Raw genomic sequence first — 19,083 nt, 5'->3', positions numbered from 1 at the left:
CCTTGGATCCCGTATCGCTCCTGGGCCTTTTTGTAGGTCAGTTCCCCGCGCTCGACCTGGTCGACCACCGACAATTTGAAGGCCAGCGAGTAATCCCGCTGGCTGCGCCTGGGTGTTGAATCCATTGAACATTCCTCTTCCTGTGGGAAAAGGTGTCAACTCAATTCAGGACGGGTCAGGCAAAAAAAAGAAGCCGCGGAATCCGCGGCTTCTTTCGTACCACATTCGAGCGGTGAGGATCAGGCCAGGCCGGCCTGCTTCATCACTTCGGCGGCGTAGTCTTCCACCACCTTCTCGATGCCTTCGCCGACCGCCAGGCGCTGGAAGCCGACCACGTCGGCACCGGCGGCCTTCAGGACCTGCTCGACCGACTGGTTGGTGTCCAGCACGTACGGCTGGCCGTACAGGGTCACTTCGTTGACGATCTTGGCGATCTTGCCGCTGATGATCTTTTCCAGGATATCGGCCGGCTTGGACTTGTCCTTGTCGGACATCTTGGCCAGTTCGATTTCCTTTTCCTTGGCAACGAACTCGGCCGGCACATCGGCGGCCTTGTTGTGCGGCGGGTTCATGGCAGCCACGTGCATGGCCAGGCCACGGGCCAGCTCTTCGTTGCCGCCGGCCAGCTCGACCAGCACGCCGATGCGGCCGCCGTGCACGTAGGCAGCGACGTTGTTGGTCGATTCCAGGCGCACGATGCGACGCACGTCGACCTTCTCGCCGACCTTGGCGATGACGGCAGCGCGGGCTTCTTCGATCGTCTCGCCGGACGGCAGCTTGGCGGCCTTCAGGGTGTCGATGTCGGCAGCGCCCGAGCTCAGCGCGGTGGCGGCAACGGCCTTGGTGAAGTCCAGGAAGTTGCTGTCCTTGGCGACGAAGTCGGTTTCGGAGTTGACTTCGACCAGCACGGCCTTGCCGCCGTCCTGGGCCGCCACGATGATGCCTTCGGCAGCCACGCGGTCAGCCTTCTTGTCGGCCTTGGCCAGGCCGGACTTGCGCAGCCATTCGGCCGAGGCGTCGATGTTGCCGCCGTTTTCGACGAGTGCCTTCTTGCACTCCATCATGCCGGCGCCAGTGCGCTCGCGCAGTTCCTTGACCAGGGAAGCAGTGATTTCCACGGGATTTCCTCACGAAAGAAAGGGGTTGGGCCGGCATGGTGGCCGGCCCGTGTGACAGGTGTCCTGTCGTCGCGCCATCGGCAGCGGACAGGAACGGTGGGCGCGCTGCGCCCACCGTGGGCCTGGATCAGGCCTGGGCTTCGCCAGCGGCCGGAGCATCGGCAGCCGGGGCTTCAGCAGCCGGAGCGGCAGCAGCCGGAGCAGCAGCCTTCTTGGCCGGAGCGCGGCGGGCCGGCTTGGCTTCTTCGGTGGCAGCAGCGTCGGCGAACTCTTCTTCACGGACGGTGGCAGCGTGCGGAGCAGCCGCCTTGCCTTCCAGCACGGCGTCGGCAGCGGCGCGGGCGTACAGCTGCACAGCGCGGATGGCGTCGTCGTTGCCCGGGATCGCGTAATCGACCAGTTCCGGGTTGTAGTTGGTATCGACGACCGCGATCACCGGGATGCCGAGCTTCTTGGCTTCCTTGATGGCGATGTCTTCGTGGCCGATATCGATGACGAAGATCGCGTCGGGCAGACGGTTCATGTCCTTGATGCCGCCCAGCGAGGCTTCCAGCTTGTCGCGCTCGCGACGCAGGCCCAGCACTTCGTGCTTGACCAGCTTGTCGAAGCTGCCGTCGGTCTCACCGGCTTCCAGTTCCTTCAGGCGGGCAACCGACTGCTTCACGGTACGGAAGTTGGTCAGGGTGCCGCCCAGCCACCGCTGGTTCATGAAGGGCATGCCGCAACGCTCGGCTTCTTCACGGATCGACTCGCGGGCGCTGCGCTTGGTGCCCAGGAACAGGATGGTGCCGCGCTTCTGCGCAACGCTGGAAATGAAGTTCATCGCGTCATTGAAGAGCGGAACGGTCTTTTCCAGGTTGATGATGTGGATCTTGCCGCGAGCGCCGAAGATGTACTGGCCCATCTTGGGGTTCCAGTAACGGGTCTGGTGGCCGAAATGGACGCCGGCTTCCAGCATCTGACGCATGGTGACCTGGGGCATTGCAGTAACTCCTGATAGGGAACCGGCCGCCACGGGTAATAGTTGGGCGGTCCGCCGCAAGGCGGGTGGTTCCGGGGTTTGGCTTCCCTGTCGCTTCCGTGACCGAACTCCTTGCGGAGCACCCCGGCACGGATATGGGCGGCAGGTGTGGATTCACCGGTGACGTCCGGTGTTGACGTGTTTCACGCGAAAGGACGCGGGAAATCCAGTCGATTATAGCCCGGCCTGGACCGGCGCTGCAATCTCGGGCACCGCGCCGGGCAGGGCGGCCTCTGCTGCGTGGTCCAGGCGGGCCCTGAAACGGCCGCCGGCATAACCATCCGGGCGGGCCGGCAGGGCCCAGCTGCGGTGGCTGTGGGGCAGCACGTAGCCCGCCAGCCCATCGATCAAGGGCTGGCGCCGCCCGTGCTCATCCACGAACACCAGGTCAGCCAGGTGCGCGTGGGCGTCACCGTCATTATAGAGGCGCAGCCGGGGAAGGGCCGGGCTGCCTTCAGCAATGACGCGCAGGCGGGAGGTCGGGGGCGTGCCGGTGGCCGGCTCCAGGAAGACCGGCAGTGAGTAGCGGGGCTGCGCTGGGGCCGCGCCGGGCACGGGGGTGAGAATCAGTCGGTAGCCCTGCTGGGCATCGCGCGGTGCCGCGCCCAGCCGGACGACCCGCAGGCGCTGGCGCCGGCCAGCTGGGATAGCTAGGTGCGCCGGACTGACCGCCACCTCGGTGGCTGGCAGCAGGTGCTCTTCGTCACCCTGCTGGGTCCAGCGATACAGGCGGGCCTGTCCCGTCCACGCGGTCGGCTCGGGATTGTCCAGCCACAGCGCTGCATGCGCAGGGCCGGCCGGAACGGAGACACTGACCGGCCGGATATCCAGCGCGTATGCGGGCAAGGTGCATGCGCCTGCCAACAGGGCAGCCAGCAGCCGGCGCATCAGTAGGTCACGGTGATGGTGGCCGACGGTGCTCCAGTGGCACCGCCGATTGGCGGGCTCAGCGCCGCGACGTGTGCAGGCACGGGATGGTCGCCATCGCTGCGCTGCCGGGCCGGTTGACAGGCGGCGTCGCGCGCTCCGGCAGCGTGGCAATCGGCCATTATCCGTACGCCGATGCGCAGGGCGCCGGTGCCCGGCTGAGCGGCAGCGGGCGCCGTGGCGCAGGAAGCCAGCAGGCAGGCGAGGACGAGAGCGGGCGGTCGCGCGGGCATCGAACATCGGACGGCAGGGGATGCGACCGTTAGCGGCCAGGAGGGCGGGCTCTTGAGTGCCTGGCCCCTCAATAGGTGATGGTCACCGTGATCAGGTCGCTGTAGCTGCCTTGGGCAGGAATCGCCCCGGTCGTCGGTGGGGCCCGGCCGTAGACGGTGAGCGTCTGCGCGCTCCCGGTGCCGGTGCCGGCCTGGGTGTCGGTGTTGATTGTGTTGCCCCAGCGCTGCGAGCGCGCTGCGTCGCGGTACAACTCGTAGGGGATGTAGTACGCGCTGCTGTCCGGCGCGGTGAAGCGCATGCGCCGGACGTTGCCCAGCGCGTTCTGTCCGTTGCTCAGGCCGATGTTGTAGGCGGTGCGGTTGATGCAGGTCAGGCGGATCGTCGAGGTGCGATCGAGGTTGGCGGTGATCGCGCCGGCGTTGCTGCCGAAATCCATGTCGGTGGTGACGTAGGTGCTGCACTGGGGCAGCACGGTGGCGCTGGTGGTGAAGGTGAACGCATTGGTGGCGCTTTTGGTGCCCGTAACGCCGCTGGCGGCATTGCAGGTCGCCGGTGTTGGCGAGGTCAGGGCCAATCGCTCGTTGTAGGCGTACTGAAGGTTGACGTTGGCGCCGGCGTAGCTGCTGGAAAACGTACCCGCCGACAAGGTCTGGGCGGCCGGGATGCGTCCATACAGGGTCACGGTGGTGCTTCCCGAGCCGCCCAGCAAGGGGACCGCGTAGGTCAGATCCGCCACCACTGCAGCCGGGGTCCCCGCCGGTGCCAGGCCCCATGGCGTGGTGCGGTTGGGATTGCTGTAGAGCTGGTAGGCCAGCGTGTCACCGTTGCCTTGTGGTGGCGCGGCGCTGATCGCCATGCTCCGGCTCGGCAGCAGGGTGGTGCCGGTGGTGCCGGTCCCCAGCCCGATGCACATGCGTACCGATGCGGTGGCCAACAGGCTCAGCGCGGCGGTGGAACAGGTGATGGTGATGGTGATGCTGGCATCGGTGACGCCGGTTGCACCGTTGGTGATGGTGCCAAAGGGCAATGTGGTCGGTGCGCTGGCCGTGCAGGTGGTGTCCGCGCGTGCGACGTCGCTGCCCAGCAGCGCGATCAGAAACAGACCCGCCGACAGTAGTGCGCGCAGGCTCATCGGCCGGTACCTGGCAGGCAGCGCAGTGGCCCAATGCGCTGCGGGCCGGTGCTGTTCACGCGCTGCATGCTGAGGGTGACGCTGCAGCGGCCCTGGGGGGTGTCCACCTGCAGTTGGCTGCCGTTGGCCACATCCTCCATGTAGGCCTGGCCGTCGTAGCCGACAGTGACCTTGCGTCCGTCGGGCAGATGCACGTTGCTGCCCACTGCGACCGGGCGATCCTGCCCATCGTGCAGGATCACGTTCAGCGCCCGGGTGCGGCGCAGCCCGAAGCTGACCCCGGTGCCGGCGCTCTGTCGTGGCGTCACCCAGGTATCCACGCGGTCGGCGCGCATGTCCGCCGGCAGATCCAGCGTATCGATGGAGAGCCGGTTGCGCTGCCAGGACAGCAAGGGGGTCACCAGCAGCAGACCGTTCTTGTCGGTGCTGCCGATCAGCCGGTTTTCCAGGCGTACCGGAATGCCAGCGTACCCATCGGTGGAGACCACGGCGAAGGCATCGGGTACCTCGCGTGCGGCAAATACGTGTCCGCCCATCCAGACCACGCTGCCACTGGCGCTGGCGTAGCCGTAATCGAGATCACCCTGGCGCGCGTACCCCATCGAGTAGCGCCCGACCCGGTTGAGCCAGCCGAGTTCGGCCAGTCCGCCGGCACCGTCGTCACCGCCGCGCGCCTGCACCCGCCAACCATAGCCGCCCTGGCTGCCGTCGCCCGGCACGGGCTGGGACAGATCGGCGACATACGTCAGCCGATCGCCGTTGCGCTGCGCCGACAGGCTGCTCTGCCGGTTGCGCCCCAGGGCGGCCGAGACCGACAGATAGACGCTGCGGTCTTCGCTGTCGGCCAGGTTCTGGTTGAACGACAGGTAGGCCGACCAGCGATCGCCGAAGCTGCGCGACCAGAACAGGCTGGCGTAGCGGTTGTCCTCGCCGTCCGGGTAGCGCAGCCGCAGATAGCTGGCGCTGAGCGAGCCGGCGCGCTGCAGGTTCATGCCCAACGTGGCCTGTTCGCTGATGTCCGGAGGCAGGGTGTCCTGCAGTGCGCCCAGGTCACGGTAGGTGCCATGGGTCCGCCGGGTCAGCAGGTTGATGTTGAAGCGGCGGTTGTTCCAGCTGTAGCCCACGGCGTATTGGCCTCCCTGCAGACCATCGACCCGGCTGTGCGCATAGGCGGCGTTGACCACCCCGGCGCCGCCCAGCAACCACCAGCCCCCGGCGCCGCCATTGATCACGCCGCCACCGCCTTCCACGTGTGCCTCGGCGGTGAACCGGTCGCTGGCGCCATAGCGCCAGGTGGCGCTGCCGATCACCGGCGTTTCGTAGGCGAACGAGCGCAGGCCGTAGTCCTTCCGCATCCGGCCCACGCCGGCCGACCAGTCGGACAGGCCCTTGGCCAGCAGCTGCTGGGTGCCGTAGAAGGCAAAGTCCAGTGTCTGCATCCGGCCGAACGCATCGGTGATCACCACCTGTGCGTTGCCGGTGCCGTTGATGCCGGGCTGTGCGGCCAATTGGAAGGGGCCGATCGGCACCTCGCCGTTGTACTGGCGCAGGCCGTCCACATACAGCTCCACGTTGGACGGGACGACCGCTTCGCCCAGGAAGGTGGGGGTGGGGGTCAGGACGCGGTAAGGCTGCAGGGCATAGTTGCGGCCGATCTGCACACCGCCCATGCGGACCGGCCGACTCCAGTCGACAAAGCCACTGTAGAAATCGCCCACGGTCAGCGACACGGCCGATGCCGGAAAATCCAGGCGCCACGCGGTGTCCAGACGCACGCTCTCCCCGCGCCACTGCCGATCGGCGGGATCCTGGTAGGTACGCAGCAGCGAGCTGGTCTCCAGGACGCCTTCGCCCAGCCCGAACAGACGCAGTTCGTTGGTCAGGGCAAGGTTGCCGCCGCGCTCGTTGTGGCTGCCGTAGACGTCATAGTTGAGCACCATGCCGGGCGAGGCGGCCGCTGCCGGTGCAATGTCGGCCTCCCGTTCGAGCCGGGTGGTGGGCAGCGACAACTGCTCCAGCGGCACCTCCAGTGCCAGCGTCTGCAGCGCCGCGTCATAGCGCACGACCACCCCGCTGAGGTGCTCCAGCGCGACCGGCTCCTCGCCGCGGGCAGAAAAGCCGAGTTGGCGCAGCGTGGTGCCGGAGGCCATCAGCCGGCCCTGCAGTTCGGTGAAGGGCAGCAGTCCGCGCGGGGTCTGGTTGAGCGTCACCTCCAGGTACAGGGTCTGCGCGGCGGTCAGTGGCGTCGGCGGCGGCAGCATCGCATCGCCCGAGGCGCCAATGTCCGCATCGGCTGCCATCGCGGCGCACGGGGTCAGCGTCGCAAGCAGCATCCGCATGCAGGCCTCAGCGAGCCGGCGGCGCGGCAGGCAGTGGCGTCTGGGCCGACTCGCCATTGATCTTTGCCGAGAACGTGGCGCCCGCCAGGCGGGCGGCCGGAACGTCCAGTGGCCATCGCATGGTCTGTCCGCCAAGGACGTAACCGAGCAGGCCGGGATGGATGATCTGCGGGCGGTTGGCCGGGCCCAGGCCGATATCGGCCAGCTGCGCGTAACTGCTGCCGCTGTTGTGCACCTCCAGGGCCGGTCGCCCGTCATCCAGGCGTGTCAGGCGCGCCTGCAGGGTGTGTTGGAGCGGGGCATCCTTATCGGGTTGCACGAACACCGGCATCGAATAGCGCAGCACGAACTGCATGCCACTACGGCGCGGATCCACCGTGGGCAGCTCATCGACGATCACCCGGTAGGCGCGTTGCGAGGCGGGCGGGGTCGGTTCGCTGCGGACCACCCGGATCAGCTGCTGCTGGCCGGCAGCCAGCGACTGCATCGGGGGGCTCACCTGGAGATCGGTGGTGGGCAGCAGTTGGTCCTGGCCGGCGTCCTGGCGCCACTCGAAGACCCGCACCTGCACCTGTACGGGCGTGGTGCCGCTGTTGGTCAGCCAGAGCGCATCGGCATTCTGCCGCGGCGTCAGCTGCAGTGAGGTCGGGGCGACCTGCAGACTCGCGGCAGTGGCGCTCCCCATCAGCAGCCACAGCCAACCCAGCACCGCACACCCGAGCCGCCCAGGGCGACGCCCTGCGGAAATCGGCATGGCGGTCCTCAATAGGTGATGGTGGCGGTGATCGTGTCCTGATAGTTGCCCGCAGCGGCGTTGTTGACGCTGGGGTTGGCGATCTGGCCATAGACATTCAATGTCTGTGCCAGGCCTGTGCCGATGCCGGCCGTCGTATTGGTGCCAGCGGTGGCCCCCCACACATCGGTGTGCCCCGCATCGCGATAGAGCTGATAGCCCACGAAATTGTTGGCGGTCACGCTGGCGTCGGTGTTCTTCATGCGCCGGGTGGTCACGTCATTGGCGGTGCCCGCGTTGGAGCCGGCATTGAGTGCCACCGTGTAGGGGGTCAGGGCGGAGCACTGCGCGGTGATCGTGCCCTGCGCATTGGACGGGGTAGTCGCGGTAGACAGCGCCGAGCCGAAGTCCACGTCGGTCGCGGCGGCCGCGGTGATCGTGCAGGCCTTGGTGATGATCACCTTCACATTGAAGGTCGTGGTATCAGCCGCGAAGGCCGGGGTGGCGAGGCCGGTCAGGGCCAAGGTGAGCAGGGAAGGGCGGAAAAATCGCATGGGCATGCTCCTTGGACAAAAGTCCTTGCTGAACAACACGATGCTGCCGGACAGTGAAATCGTCTTCACTCTTTTATAGGTTCGGTCTTGTTTGGAGGCCGTGAGATTTGACGGAATCAATGGCCGTTTTCGGCACAAAGTCGCGTTCTGAGACGTTGGTCGCAGTTGTTCAGGGACCTGGCTGTGGGAGCCCGCCCAAACCGCGGCTGTCAGCGTTCCACCCGATCCCGTTCAGATTGGCCCCGGATCGGCGATAATGGCTCCCATGAGCGTGAATCTGAAAACCCCCGAGGAAATCGAACTGATGCGCATCGCAGGCCGTCTGGCCAGCGAAGTGCTCGACGTCGTCACCCCCCACGTCAAACCGGGCGTGACGACCGAAGAGCTGGACCGCATCTGCCACGACCACATCATCAATGTGCAGAAGGCGACGCCGGCCAATGTCGGTTACCGCGGCTTCCCGAAGACGGTCTGCACGTCGGTCAACAACGTGATCTGCCACGGCATCCCCAGCGAAGCCAAGGTCCTCAAGGACGGCGACATCGTCAACATCGATGTGACCGTGATCAAGGACGGCTGGCACGGCGATACCAGCCGCATGTACTACGTCGGCACGCCGTCGGTCATGGCCAAGCGCCTGGTCGATGCGACCTACGAAGCCATGTGGCGGGGCATCCGCGCGGTCAAGCCGGGCGCGACGCTGGGCGATATCGGCCATGCGATCCAGAGCTATGCCGAAGCCGAGCGCTTCAGCGTGGTACGCGAGTACTGCGGCCATGGCATCGGCAAGGTCTACCACGACGAACCGCAGGTGGTGCATTACGGCCGCCCCGGCCAAGGCCTGGTGCTGCAGCCCGGCATGACCTTCACCATCGAGCCGATGATCAACGAGGGCACCCGCTACAACAAGGTGCTTCCGGACGGCTGGACCGTGGTCACCAAAGACCGCAAGTTGTCGGCGCAGTGGGAGCACATGGTCGCGGTCACCGAGACCGGCGTCGACGTGCTGACCCTCTCGCCCGGCGAATCGCAGGTCTGAGCATGCTGCCGGCGAGCCCGATGCTGGACGCGCCGGCCGATTCCGTCGCCGACCCGGACTGGGCGGCGTTGGCGCGCCAGTCGCTGCAACAGACCGACGCGCGGCTGTACCGCCGCTTCGACCAGAACGACAATATCGAACGCCTGCTCGCCCTGCGCGCGCGGGCGGCCGATCACCTGATCCGGCTGGCCTGGCAGCGCTGCCTGCCCGCCGGTTCGGGGATGGCGCTGTTCGCGGTGGGCGGCTACGGGCGCGGTGAGTTGTTCCCGCGCTCGGATATCGACGTGCTGGTGCTGGGCACGCCCGAGCAGCAGCGCCGGCACGAGTCCGGGCTGGCGCGTTTCTTCGCCCTGCTGTGGGATTGCGGCCTGCCGGTCAGCCACGCGGTGCGTTCGCCGGCCGAATGCACCCAGGCCAGCGCCGACCAGACGGTGCTCACCGCGCTGATCGAGTCGCGCCCGGTGGTCGCCGATGACGCCGCGCGTCAGGCACTGAAGGCGGCGGTGAACGTGGAGGGCCTGTGGCCGCCACGCGAATTCTTCCTCGCCAAGCGCGAAGAGCTGCTGGCACGCCATCAGCGTTTTGGCGACACCGCCGACAATCTTGAGCCGGACATCAAGGACGGCCCCGGCGGGCTGCGCGATCTCAATACGCTGGGCTGGATGGCGCTGCGGGCGTTCGGCGTGCGCGACCTGGAAGCGCTGGTCGGCCTCGGCCACCTCGGCCCGGATGAAGCGGCCGCGCTCAAACGCGAACGGTGTGCGCTGGCGCGGCTGCGTTTCGGCCTGCACCTGGTCGCCAACCGGCCGGAAGAACGCCTGCGGTTCGATTACCAGAAGACACTGGCCGCCCGCTTGGGGTTCGAAGACGACATCGAAAGCCTGGCCGTGGAAAAGATGATGCAGGGGTTCTACCGCAGCGCCACCGTGGTGCGGCGGATCAGCGACCGCCTGCTGCAGCGCTTTGAAGAACAGTTTGATGGCGAAGCAGTCCCAGAACCGGTCAGCGTCGGTTTCTCGCTGCGCCGTGGCTATCTGGCTGCCAACGATCCGGCTTGGCCCCAGGGTGATATCGAACAGGTGTTCGCGCTGTTCTCCAGCTGGGCCTACAACCCGGATGTGCGCGGCCTGCACTCGCTGACCGCGCGCGCGCTGGCCGAATCGCTTCCGGAGCTGGCGGCGTACACCGACGCCAGCGCTGCGGCGCGTGAGCAGTTTCTGGCGCTGCTGCGCAGCCCGCGCGCGGTCGATACCCTGGCGCGGATGGCACGCCTGGGCGTGCTCGGCCAGTGGATCCCCGCGTTCGCGCAGGTCTCCGGGCGCATGCAGTTCGATCTGTTCCATGTCTACACCGTGGACCAGCACACGCTGATGGTGCTGCGGAACATCGGCCTGTTCGCCAGCAGCCGCGCCGATGAGCGCTTCTCGATCGCGCATGAAGTCTGGCCGCGCCTGCGCAAGCCGGAACTACTGCTGCTGGCAGGCCTGTTCCATGACATCGCCAAGGGCCGCGGCGGCGATCACTCCGAACTTGGTGCGGTGGACGCCCGCGAATTCTGCCAGGCGCTGGCGCTGAGCAGTTCCGATACGGAGCTGGTGGCCTGGCTGGTCGAGCAGCATCTGCGCATGTCGGTCACTGCGCAGAAGCAGGACATCTCCGATCCGGACGTGATCCATCGCTTCGCCACCCTGGTGGCCAGCCGCGACCGGCTCGACTACCTCTATCTGCTGACCTGCGCCGACATCGCCGGGACCAGCCCCAAGCTGTGGAATGCGTGGAAGGACCGTTTGCTGGCCGACCTGTATTTCGCCGCGCGGCGCGCGCTGCGCGACGGGCTGGAGAACCAGATGCCGGCCGCCGAACGTGTCGCCGAAGCGCGCGAATCGGTGCGCCAGCTGGTGCGCGAGCGCGGCTACGACGACGCGACGATCGAGCGCCAGTTCACCGTGATGCCCGATGAGAGCTTCATCCGGCTGCGGCCCGAACAGCTTGCCTGGCAGGCCGCCGCGCTGGTGCCGATCAAGCAGGGCAAGACCCTGGTCAAGGTGCGCCGGATCACCCCGGACGACCACGCGCTGGAAGTGTTCGTGCACTCGCCGGATCGCGATGGCCTGTTCGCCGCGATCGTGATGACGCTGGACCGCAAGGGCTACGGCATCCATCGCGCGCGCGTGCTGGACGGCCCGGTCGATACCATCTTCGATACGTTTGAAGTGACCCCGGCCGACAGCTTCGCCGATGGCGATGCGCTGCGCCTGGAGGCCGGCCTGCGTGAGGCGCTGGCCGGCGATCTAACCCGGCTGCGCCCGTCGCGCCGCGTCATTCCGCGCCAGCTGCGGCACTTCCGTTTCGCCCCGCGCATCGAGTTCCGCGATGTCACCGATGGTGACACCACCAGCACCCGTTTCAGCCTCGTCGCCCCCGACCGCCCCGGCCTGCTGGCCGACGTGGCGTTCGTGCTGCGCAACCAGCGGCTGCGCGTGCATGATGCGCGCATCGCCACCTTCGGCGAGCGCGCCGAAGACATGTTCGTGATCAGCGATGAGCATGATCACGCCCTGACCGAATCCGCCAGGCAGCAGCTGCAAGACGCGATGCTTGCCTGCCTGGACCCTGATCGAAACGCCGGAGACCCCCACTGATGGCCACCAAGCCTGCCAAGAAGACCGCCGCGAAGACCGCGGCGGCCAAGACCCCTGCTGCCGCGCCTGCGGCGAAGAAGACCGCTGCCGCAGCGAAAAAGTCGGCACCGGCAGTGAAGAAGGCCGCCGTGAAAAAGGCACCGGCCCGCAAGGTGGCAGCCACCCCGGCCGAGAGCGCCGCCAAGCGCAGTGCCAGCCGGGATGCCACCATCGCGCGCAAGTCGCTGCGCAAGCCGGCCACGCCGGGTGTGGAAGAACTTAAGTTCGGCATCGAGAGCGCGTTCGAGCGCCGTGCCACGCTGACCCTGCATGAGATCGAAGGCTCGACCAAGCCGCTGGTCGGCCGCGTCATCGACGGCCTGGAAACCGGTGAATTCCGCGTTGCCGAGCCCGATGGCCACGGTGGCTGGAAGGTCAACGAATGGCTGAAGAAGGCCGTGCTGTTGTACTTCCGCGTCAACGACATGGCCGTGGTCGATGCGCGCCCGGCGCCGTTCTGGGACAAAGTCGAATCGCGTTTTGCCGGCTTCGATGAAGCCAAGTTCCGTCGCGCCGGCGTGCGCGTGGTGCCCGGTGCGATCGCGCGTCGTGGCAGCTACTTCGGCAAGGACGTGGTGCTGATGCCGAGCTTCACCAACATCGGCGCCTACGTGGGCGAGGGCACCATGGTCGACACCTGGGCCACGGTGGGTTCGTGCGCGCAGATCGGCAAGCACTGCCACCTGTCCGGCGGCGCCGGTGTCGGTGGCGTGCTGGAGCCGCTGCAGGCCAGCCCGACCATCATTGAAGACCATTGCTTCATCGGTGCGCGTTCGGAAGTGGTGGAAGGCTTCGTGGTCGGCCATCACAGCGTGATCGGCATGGGCGTGTTCCTTGGCCAGAGCACGCGCGTGTACAACCGCGCCACCGGCGAGATCAGCTACGGTTCGGTACCGCCGTACAGCGTGGTGGTGTCCGGCCAGCTGCCGTCCAAGGACGGCTCGCACTCGCTGTACTGCGCCGTGATCGTCAAGCAGGTCGATGCCAAGACCCGCAGTAAGACCAGCGTCAACGAGCTGCTGCGCGGCCTGGCCGACTGAGCACCCCGCAGCCCGCGCTGGCGCAGGCGGCGCGCTACCGGCACCCGTTCGCGGGGTGGCCGGGACGCGCGCTGCAGCGTCTGCTCGGCTGCGCGCACCTGACCGCCGCCCGGCGTGCGCCGACCCGCGTGCTTCCGGTGCCGGCGTTGGTCAGTGATGTGCGTGAGGTGGTGTACCTGAGCTGGTGGGTGGACGTGCGTCATGCTCCGCCGCCGCCGCCCGGGCATCGCCTGTTCGAGCATGACGGGCGCACGCCCTACACGATCCTGACCTACCGCCACGGCCATTTCGGGCCGGCGCTGGCGGGGCCGTTGCGTGGCCTGTTTCCGTCGCCGCTGCAGAGCAACTGGCGCTGGTATGTGGTGCCGGACGATGCAGCGGCCGGGTCCGACACGCCGCGGGTCCTGTTTGATCGCAACGTAATCGACAGCGTGGCGCACGCGGTGGGTGCACGGCTGTGGAGCGATGCCATGCAACCGCATCTGGCCGCGCGTTTCGAGCATGCCGTGGATGCCGATGGTGGGCACACCGTGATCGAGCCAGGGCAGCGAAGTGCGCCCGCACTGCAGGCGCAGGTGCGTCCGGCAACGGCCTTGGCGGCGCTGTGGGCGGCCGGGGCGTTCACCGATGCAGCGCAGGCCATGACCTTTCTGGCCTGTCAGGAGGCCGCGTTCGCGGTCGCCCCGGAGGGTCGGTTGGCCCTGACCCATATCGATCTGCCGATCACCCAGGCCGAGCTGCAGCCGCTGCGGCTGGAGGGGGCGGTGTCCTGCCCGCACCTGGCCGCGATGGGCGTCGATCTGGCCGATGCGTTCTGTTTCCGGGTGCCGCAGGTGCCGTTCCGGGTCGTGTCCGAACGCCTGTTGTGACATCCTCATGGCGTCCTTCCTGATCGATGCTGCACGCCGCGCCATGACCACCACTCTGTACGGATTGAAGAACTGCGACACCTGCAAGAAAGCCACCAAGTGGCTGGACCGTTTCCAGGTGCCGTACACCTTCGTCGACTACCGCGACCACACGCCGACGCCGGAGACCCTGATCGACTGGGCCGGCCAGGCCGGTGGCTTTCCTGCGTTGATCAACAGATCCTCCACCACGTGGCGGCAACTGCCGGAGAACCGCAAAGCGGCCGACTCCGAGGCCGAATGGAAGCTCCTGCTGCGCGAGTACCCGCAGCTGATCAAGCGCCCGGTGGTGGTGAGCGCCGATGGCGTGATGACCCAGGGCTTCTCGGACAACGGCTTCAAGCAGCGGTTCGGAGTGGGCGCGTGAACGACGTCGTTGCCTTGACCTGCGACCTGATCGCGCGCGCCTCGGTCACGCCCGAGGATGCCGGCTGCCAGGCACTGCTGGCCGGCCGTCTCGAGCGTGCGGGCTTCCACTGCGAACACCTGCGCCTGGGCGAGGTCGACAACCTGTGGGCCACACACGGGCAGGGCGCGCCGGTGCTGGTGCTGCTCGGGCATACCGATGTGGTGCCGACCGGCCCGGTCTCGGCATGGACCAGTGATCCGTTCGATCCGCAGATCCGTGATGGCGTGCTGTACGGGCGTGGCGCGGCCGATATGAAAGGCAGTGTGGCTGCCTTCGTGGTGGCCGCCGAGCAGTTCGTGGCCGCCCATCCGGACCATCCCGGCACCTTGGCCGTGCTGCTGACCAGTGACGAGGAAGGCGATGCCATCGACGGTGTGCGTCGCGTCGCCGATATCTTCCGCGAGCGCGGCCAGGCCATCGACTGGTGCATCACCGGTGAGCCGTCCTCCACGGCCGTGCTCGGTGATCTGCTGCGCGTCGGTCGCCGCGGCAGCCTCTCGGCCACGCTGACGGTGAAGGGCGTGCAGGGCCATGTCGCGTATCCGGACAAGGCGCGCAATCCGATCCATCTGGCGGCCGCCGCGCTGGCCGAATTGACCGCGCGGCACTGGGATGACGGTTTTGAGAGCTTCCCGCCGACCAGCCTGCAGATCTCCAACATCCATGCCGGCACCGGTGCCAACAATGTGATTCCCGGCGAGCTGCAGGTGTTGTTCAATCTGCGCTACAACCCGCACTGGAATGCGCCGGCGCTGGAGCAGGAGATCGCCGCGCTGCTGCAGCGTCATGCGCTCGAGTACACGCTCAAGTGGCATCGCAGTGGCGAGCCGTTCTACACCCCGGAAGGCACGCTGCGCCGTGTCGCGCGTGACGTGCTCGGTGAGTTTGCCGGTGCGCCGCCGGAAGAGAGCACCGGCGGTGGCACCTCCGATGCGCGCTTCATCGCGCCACTGGGTGCGCAGTGCATCGAAGTGGGGCCGGTCAATGCGAGCATCCACCAGGTCGACGAGAACGTACGCGTCGCGGATCTGGAAGCGCTGCCGGCGTTGTACCAGCGGTTGATCGAGCGTCTGTTGGCCTGATGCGCAGGCTGCGCCGACCGTTGGTCGGTTCGCCCTTACGCCACGATCAACCCGAACGACGCCAAGGCGGCCGCTGCCTGGCGCTGTGAAATCACGGCCTTCTTGAACAGCTTGGCGTCCATCACCTGGAGCCCGCTGATGTCGGTGCCGCGCAGGTCGGCGCCTTCAAACCGCGTCAGCCGCGTCTGTGCGTTGCGCAGGCTGCCGCCGTTGAACACCGCATCGCGGAAATCGCAGCCGGACAGCTCGGCCTCGGAGAAATCCATGCCCTCCAGCTGCGCCTTGCGGAACGACATCCCGCGCAGGTCCGCACTGACCAGCAGGCAATCGCGGAATTCCAGCGCCCAGCCGGTCACTTCCTGCAGGTGCGCGCCGGTCAGCTTGCAGTCCTGGAACTGCACCGACGACAGCGTCGCGCGGCGCCAGTGGCTGTTGTTGAGATCGCAGTGCGAGAAGCGTGCATCGCTGAGCAGGGCCGAACTGAAATCGCACTGGCTGCCGCGGCACTTCGTCCACTGGCTTTCTTCCAGCGAGGCCGCCAACCAGCTCGTGCCTGTCACCGAGCACTGGTTGAACTGGAACCCATCCATGTCCAGCCGCGAGAAGTCGCCGTGATCGAACGTGCAGCTCTCGAAGATGGCCGCCCGCGGGTGCGCGGCGATGATGGCCTGCATGCGCTCGCGGGTGAGGGTTTCATCGCGGAAAGTGGCGGTGTTCATGCGGTCATTCTGGATGATGGGCGGCGCAGGCGGCAGTCTTGAAGGCAGCGGCGGAGTGTGTACAGCGTCACCGGCGCGCATGCCGCTGTTCGATCCGGCTCCACCGGATCGGGCGGAAATTTCGGGTATCCGGCGTCAGTCGAACGTCCAGAACGGCGCTTTGATCCGCTCGCGCCAATAGGTTTCGCCAGCCAGGTAGAACTTCTGCGCATAGGCCTTGGCAAACCAACCGGCGGCCGCGTCCAGATCACGCGTCACACCGGCGCGGCCGCGGCCGAGCAGCAGACCGCTGAAATACTGGCCATACACGTTGTCCTGGTCGGCCGAACGCCGATACCAGCGCAGCGCCTCGATACCATCGCGCGGCAGGCCCATACCCAGTTCGTACATCGCACCCAGATCCACCTGGGCATCGGCATCGCCCCGCTGCGCACGCCGCTGGAGGTCGACGACCAGCGGATGCAGAGTGCCATCCGGCTGCGCGGCGATTGCCTGCGGCAGCCGCGAGGATTCGGACGGCATGTGGTGGTAGATCGTCGCGCGCAGGTCCCAGCGCAGCGCGCTGGCCGTGTCACCGCGTTCGCGATGGAACTTGGCCAGCATCAGCATCGCCATCGGGTTGCCGTGCTCGGCGGCATCGCGGTACCAGCGTTCGGCCTTGCGTGGTGAGGCGCGCAGCGCAGTGCCCTGGAGGATCTTCGGGCCGGTGCCATGCAGCAGCTCACCGTGGGTCCAGATCCGGCCCAAGGCCTCTTCGGCCTGGGGGTTGTGGAAGCTCCACGGGGTGACCGCGGCGGCACGCTCGTACCAGGTCACGGCGCGTGGGTCGTTGAAGGTCTCGTAGGTCCTGGCGGCCTCCCAGGCACTGTCGAAGCGACCATCGGCCGCCTTGGCCTCGACCGACTGCACGATGCTCGCAGGCGTCCGTGATGGGGCGCTGCTGCAGGCGACGAGAGCGAAGGCGAGGGCGATGCCGCCCAAGCGTGAAGCGATGCGTCCAATGCGAGGGGTCATGCCAGCCAAGGTGTACAGAAGGGCGGTGATTATCGCCCGGCCCCGAAGCGCGGGGTTGTCCGCGGCGGTCGGTTTGGTTGCCATCGCAACAGTTGCACCGCCGCCCAAACCCGGTTACGGTCGGTCCATGTCCTCGTTCCCGGCCACCGCTGTCAGCAATACCAACCGCACTAATCTGCGCGCGAATAATCGTGCGCGGCCGATGCGGGACTGCGACCAGGGCTAGTACAAGCAACACGCCCGGACCCCAGAAAACCCGCATCGACCGATGCGGGTTTTTTTGTGGCCCGGGTTTACCCCTTCCGGGCCTAGGTGGCCGGTCGAATGCCTGCAATACGTGTATTCCCCCATCATCAGGAGCTGTTCCCATGTGTTCGATTTTCGGTATTTTCGGCCTCCAGGCGGGCGACGACCTCGCCGCATTGCGCCGCCACGCGCTGGACCTCTCGCAGCGCCAGCGCCATCGCGGCCCGGACTGGAGCGGGGTGTACGTCGATGACGGCGCCATCCTGGTCCACGAGCGCCTTGCCATCGTCGATCCCGCCGGTGGTTCACAGCCACTGCTCTCCGAAGACGGCGGCCTGGCGCTGGCGGTCAACGGTGAGATCTACAACCACCGCGAGCTGAAGGCCGAGCTGGCCCAGCCGTACGCCTTCCAGACCGGCTCGGACTGCGAGGTGATCAACGCCCTCTACCGCGAAGACAGCCCGGCCTCGTTCCTGAACCGCCTCAACGGCATCTTCGCCTTCGCGCTGTGGGACCGCGCCGAGCAGCGCGTGCTGATCGCCCGTGATCCGATCGGCGTGGTGCCGCTGTACTGGGGCCACGACAAGGACGGCCGCCTGGTGGTGGCCTCCGAACTGAAGTCGCTGGTGGACATCTGCGCCGACGCCGCGCAGTTCCCGCCGGGGCACTGGTACGACAGCGCCACCGACACGCTCACCCGTTACTACGAGCGTCCGTGGCGCGACTACGACGCAGTCGAAGGCGTGGAGGCGGACCGCGTCGAACTGCGTGAGGCGTTCGAGCGTGCGGTGCACCGCCAGCTGATGACCGACGTGCCCTACGGTGTACTGCTGTCCGGCGGTCTGGATTCGTCGCTGGTCGCAGCCGTCGCCGCGCGCTATGCCCGCCACCGTGTCGAAGATGGCGATCAGAGTGAAGCCTGGTGGCCGCGCCTGCACTCCTTCGCGATCGGCCTGAAGGGCTCGCCCGATCTGGCGGCCGCCGCCATCGCGGCCGAAGCCCTGGGCACCGTGCACCACGGTTTCGAGTACACCTTCGAAGAGGGGCTGGATGCGCTGCCGGAAGTGATCCGCCACGTGGAAACCTACGATGTCACCACCATCCGCGCCTCTACGCCGATGTTCCTGCTGGCGCGCCGGATCAAGGCGATGGGCGTGAAAATGGTGCTGTCCGGTGAGGGCAGCGACGAAATCTTCGGTGGCTACCTGTACTTCCACAAGGCGCCGAACGCGCGTGAGTTCCATGAGGAGCTGGTGCGCAAGCTCGATGCACTCAACAACTACGATTGCCTGCGCGCCAACAAGTCGATGATGGCGTGGGGGGTGGAGCCGCGCGTGCCGTTCCTGGATCGCGAGTTCCTCGATGTGGCCATGCGCATCGATGCCAAGCACAAGATGGTCGGGCAGGGCCCTGCCGGAACGCGACGTATCGAGAAGGCGGTGCTGCGCGAAGCCTTCGAAGGCTACCTGCCGGACTCGATCCTGTGGCGCCAGAAGGAGCAGTTCAGCGATGGCGTCGGCTATGGCTGGATCGACGGGCTCAAGGCACATGCCGAGGCCCAGGTCAGTGACCGCGTGATGGCCGCGGCGGACAAGCGTTTCGTGCACAACCCGCCGCAGACCAAGGAGGCCTACTTCTACCGCCACGTCTTCGAGCAGTACTTCCCGACCCAGGCGGCGGCGGAGACCGTACCGGGTGGCAAGTCCATCGCATGCTCCTCGCCAGCGGCGATCGCGTGGGATGCCAGCTTTGCCGCGATGGCCGATCCCTCCGGGCGCGCCATCGCCGGCGTACACGAACAGGCACTGGCCTGATCGGATGCGCCACACCGCCGCGTCTTCCGCGGTGGTGTGGCGACGCGTGCAGCCCGTAGAATCGCCCCTTCAA

At 67.1% G+C, this 19,083-nt stretch carries 16 protein-coding genes and 1 pseudogene; 7 read left to right on the top strand and 10 right to left on the bottom strand.

Features of this window, described 5'->3' with window-relative positions; genetic code table 11:
- The 8 genes and pseudogenes from ABE463_RS06605 to ABE463_RS06570 all read right to left on the bottom strand — a co-directional run.
- Positions 1-125, bottom strand: a pseudogene (locus tag ABE463_RS06605) (IS3 family transposase); the annotation flags it as partial.
- A 114-nt stretch (positions 126-239) separates the two neighbouring features.
- Complete coding sequence (gene tsf, locus ABE463_RS06600) at positions 240-1,118, bottom strand: translation elongation factor Ts (RefSeq protein ID WP_088433310.1); 879 nt, start codon at positions 1,116-1,118, stop codon at positions 240-242.
- A 127-nt stretch (positions 1,119-1,245) separates the two neighbouring features.
- Positions 1,246-2,100: a 30S ribosomal protein S2 gene (gene rpsB, locus ABE463_RS06595; protein ID WP_346467597.1), complete on the bottom strand. Its 855-nt coding sequence runs from the start codon at positions 2,098-2,100 to the stop codon at positions 1,246-1,248.
- Positions 2,101-2,313: 213 nt separating this feature from the next.
- Positions 2,314-2,985, bottom strand: a complete 672-nt coding sequence (locus tag ABE463_RS06590) for a fimbria/pilus periplasmic chaperone (RefSeq protein ID WP_346467596.1) — start codon at positions 2,983-2,985, stop codon at positions 2,314-2,316.
- A gap of 382 nt (positions 2,986-3,367) precedes the next feature.
- A complete protein-coding gene (locus ABE463_RS06585) occupies positions 3,368-4,432 on the bottom strand; it encodes a spore coat U domain-containing protein (protein WP_346467595.1) in 1,065 nt (354 codons plus the stop codon).
- Positions 4,429-6,771 (bottom strand): fimbria/pilus outer membrane usher protein, encoded by a 2,343-nt coding sequence (locus ABE463_RS06580; protein WP_346467594.1) that lies wholly within the window; start codon positions 6,769-6,771, stop codon positions 4,429-4,431. The genes ABE463_RS06585 and ABE463_RS06580 overlap by 4 nt, the downstream gene beginning before the upstream one ends.
- Before the next feature lie 7 nt (positions 6,772-6,778).
- Entirely contained in the window at positions 6,779-7,525 is a 747-nt protein-coding gene (locus ABE463_RS06575; protein ID WP_259260153.1) for a molecular chaperone, read from the bottom strand.
- An 8-nt stretch (positions 7,526-7,533) separates the two neighbouring features.
- Complete coding sequence (locus tag ABE463_RS06570) at positions 7,534-8,058, bottom strand: spore coat U domain-containing protein (RefSeq protein ID WP_259260154.1); 525 nt, start codon at positions 8,056-8,058, stop codon at positions 7,534-7,536.
- A 265-nt stretch (positions 8,059-8,323) separates the two neighbouring features.
- Here ABE463_RS06570 and map point away from each other — a divergent pair, with 265 nt between their 5' ends.
- The 6 genes from map to dapE are packed head-to-tail and all read left to right on the top strand — an operon-like array spanning position 8,324 to position 15,217.
- Entirely contained in the window at positions 8,324-9,097 is a 774-nt protein-coding gene (map, locus tag ABE463_RS06565; protein WP_123728774.1) for a type I methionyl aminopeptidase, read from the top strand.
- 2 nt (positions 9,098-9,099) lie between these two features.
- On the top strand, positions 9,100-11,739 hold the full coding sequence (locus tag ABE463_RS06560) for a [protein-PII] uridylyltransferase (protein WP_259260155.1): 2,640 nt from the start codon (positions 9,100-9,102) through the stop codon (positions 11,737-11,739).
- Positions 11,739-12,818, top strand: a complete 1,080-nt coding sequence (gene dapD, locus ABE463_RS06555; RefSeq protein ID WP_346467593.1) for a 2,3,4,5-tetrahydropyridine-2,6-dicarboxylate N-succinyltransferase — start codon at positions 11,739-11,741, stop codon at positions 12,816-12,818. Before ABE463_RS06560 ends, dapD begins: the two co-directional genes overlap by 1 nt.
- Positions 12,815-13,687 (top strand): hypothetical protein, encoded by an 873-nt coding sequence (locus ABE463_RS06550; protein ID WP_346467608.1) that lies wholly within the window; start codon positions 12,815-12,817, stop codon positions 13,685-13,687. The genes dapD and ABE463_RS06550 overlap by 4 nt, the downstream gene beginning before the upstream one ends.
- Positions 13,688-13,730: 43 nt before the next feature.
- Positions 13,731-14,093 carry an arsenate reductase gene (locus tag ABE463_RS06545; RefSeq protein ID WP_346467607.1) on the top strand — a complete coding sequence of 121 codons (363 nt, stop codon included), beginning with the start codon at positions 13,731-13,733 and terminating at the stop codon, positions 14,091-14,093.
- Positions 14,090-15,217, top strand: coding sequence for a succinyl-diaminopimelate desuccinylase (dapE, locus tag ABE463_RS06540; protein ID WP_346467592.1), 1,128 nt, complete (start codon positions 14,090-14,092; stop codon positions 15,215-15,217). Before ABE463_RS06545 ends, dapE begins: the two co-directional genes overlap by 4 nt.
- Positions 15,218-15,252: 35 nt before the next feature.
- Here the strand turns inward: dapE and ABE463_RS06535 are convergent, their stop codons facing one another.
- Together ABE463_RS06535 and ABE463_RS06530 are read right to left on the bottom strand one after the other, a co-directional pair.
- Positions 15,253-15,936, bottom strand: coding sequence for a pentapeptide repeat-containing protein (locus ABE463_RS06535; RefSeq protein ID WP_346467591.1), 684 nt, complete (start codon positions 15,934-15,936; stop codon positions 15,253-15,255).
- 135 nt (positions 15,937-16,071) lie between these two features.
- Positions 16,072-16,950 carry a tetratricopeptide repeat protein gene (locus ABE463_RS06530; RefSeq protein ID WP_346467590.1) on the bottom strand — a complete coding sequence of 293 codons (879 nt, stop codon included), beginning with the start codon at positions 16,948-16,950 and terminating at the stop codon, positions 16,072-16,074.
- Between the two features lie 368 nt (positions 16,951-17,318).
- Here ABE463_RS06530 and asnB point away from each other — a divergent pair, with 368 nt between their 5' ends.
- The gene (gene asnB, locus ABE463_RS06525; protein ID WP_259260161.1) at positions 17,319-19,010 is read left to right on the top strand and encodes an asparagine synthase B; all 1,692 of its coding nucleotides are present in this window, start codon (positions 17,319-17,321) and stop codon (positions 19,008-19,010) included.
- The last annotated feature ends 73 nt before the right edge of the window (positions 19,011-19,083 follow it).

The organism is Stenotrophomonas sp. TWI819, from assembly GCF_039673075.1.
GTDB classification, from domain to species: Bacteria; Pseudomonadota; Gammaproteobacteria; order Xanthomonadales; family Xanthomonadaceae; genus Stenotrophomonas; species Stenotrophomonas rhizophila_B.
The sequence above is the reverse complement of the archived record's forward strand: the minus strand, read 5'-3'. Positions and strand labels throughout refer to the sequence as shown.

Bases quoted from the DNA above. Each gene is read 5' to 3' on its own strand.
- rpsB (WP_346467597.1), bottom strand. From the start codon at position 2,100: ATGCCCCAGGTCACCATGCGTCAGATGCTGGAAGCCGGCGTCCATTTC.
- ABE463_RS06585 (WP_346467595.1), bottom strand. From the start codon at position 4,432: ATGAGCCTGCGCGCACTACTGTCGGCGGGTCTGTTTCTGATCGCGCTG.
- ABE463_RS06580 (WP_346467594.1), bottom strand. From the start codon at position 6,771: ATGCGGATGCTGCTTGCGACGCTGACCCCGTGCGCCGCGATGGCAGCC.
- ABE463_RS06575 (WP_259260153.1), bottom strand. From the start codon at position 7,525: ATGCCGATTTCCGCAGGGCGTCGCCCTGGGCGGCTCGGGTGTGCGGTG.
- ABE463_RS06570 (WP_259260154.1), bottom strand. From the start codon at position 8,058: ATGCGATTTTTCCGCCCTTCCCTGCTCACCTTGGCCCTGACCGGCCTC.
- map (WP_123728774.1), top strand. From the start codon at position 8,324: ATGAGCGTGAATCTGAAAACCCCCGAGGAAATCGAACTGATGCGCATC.
- ABE463_RS06560 (WP_259260155.1), top strand. From the start codon at position 9,100: ATGCTGCCGGCGAGCCCGATGCTGGACGCGCCGGCCGATTCCGTCGCC.
- dapD (WP_346467593.1), top strand. From the start codon at position 11,739: ATGGCCACCAAGCCTGCCAAGAAGACCGCCGCGAAGACCGCGGCGGCC.
- ABE463_RS06545 (WP_346467607.1), top strand. From the start codon at position 13,731: ATGACCACCACTCTGTACGGATTGAAGAACTGCGACACCTGCAAGAAA.
- ABE463_RS06535 (WP_346467591.1), bottom strand. From the start codon at position 15,936: ATGAACACCGCCACTTTCCGCGATGAAACCCTCACCCGCGAGCGCATG.
- ABE463_RS06530 (WP_346467590.1), bottom strand. From the start codon at position 16,950: ATGACCCCTCGCATTGGACGCATCGCTTCACGCTTGGGCGGCATCGCC.
- asnB (WP_259260161.1), top strand. From the start codon at position 17,319: ATGTGTTCGATTTTCGGTATTTTCGGCCTCCAGGCGGGCGACGACCTC.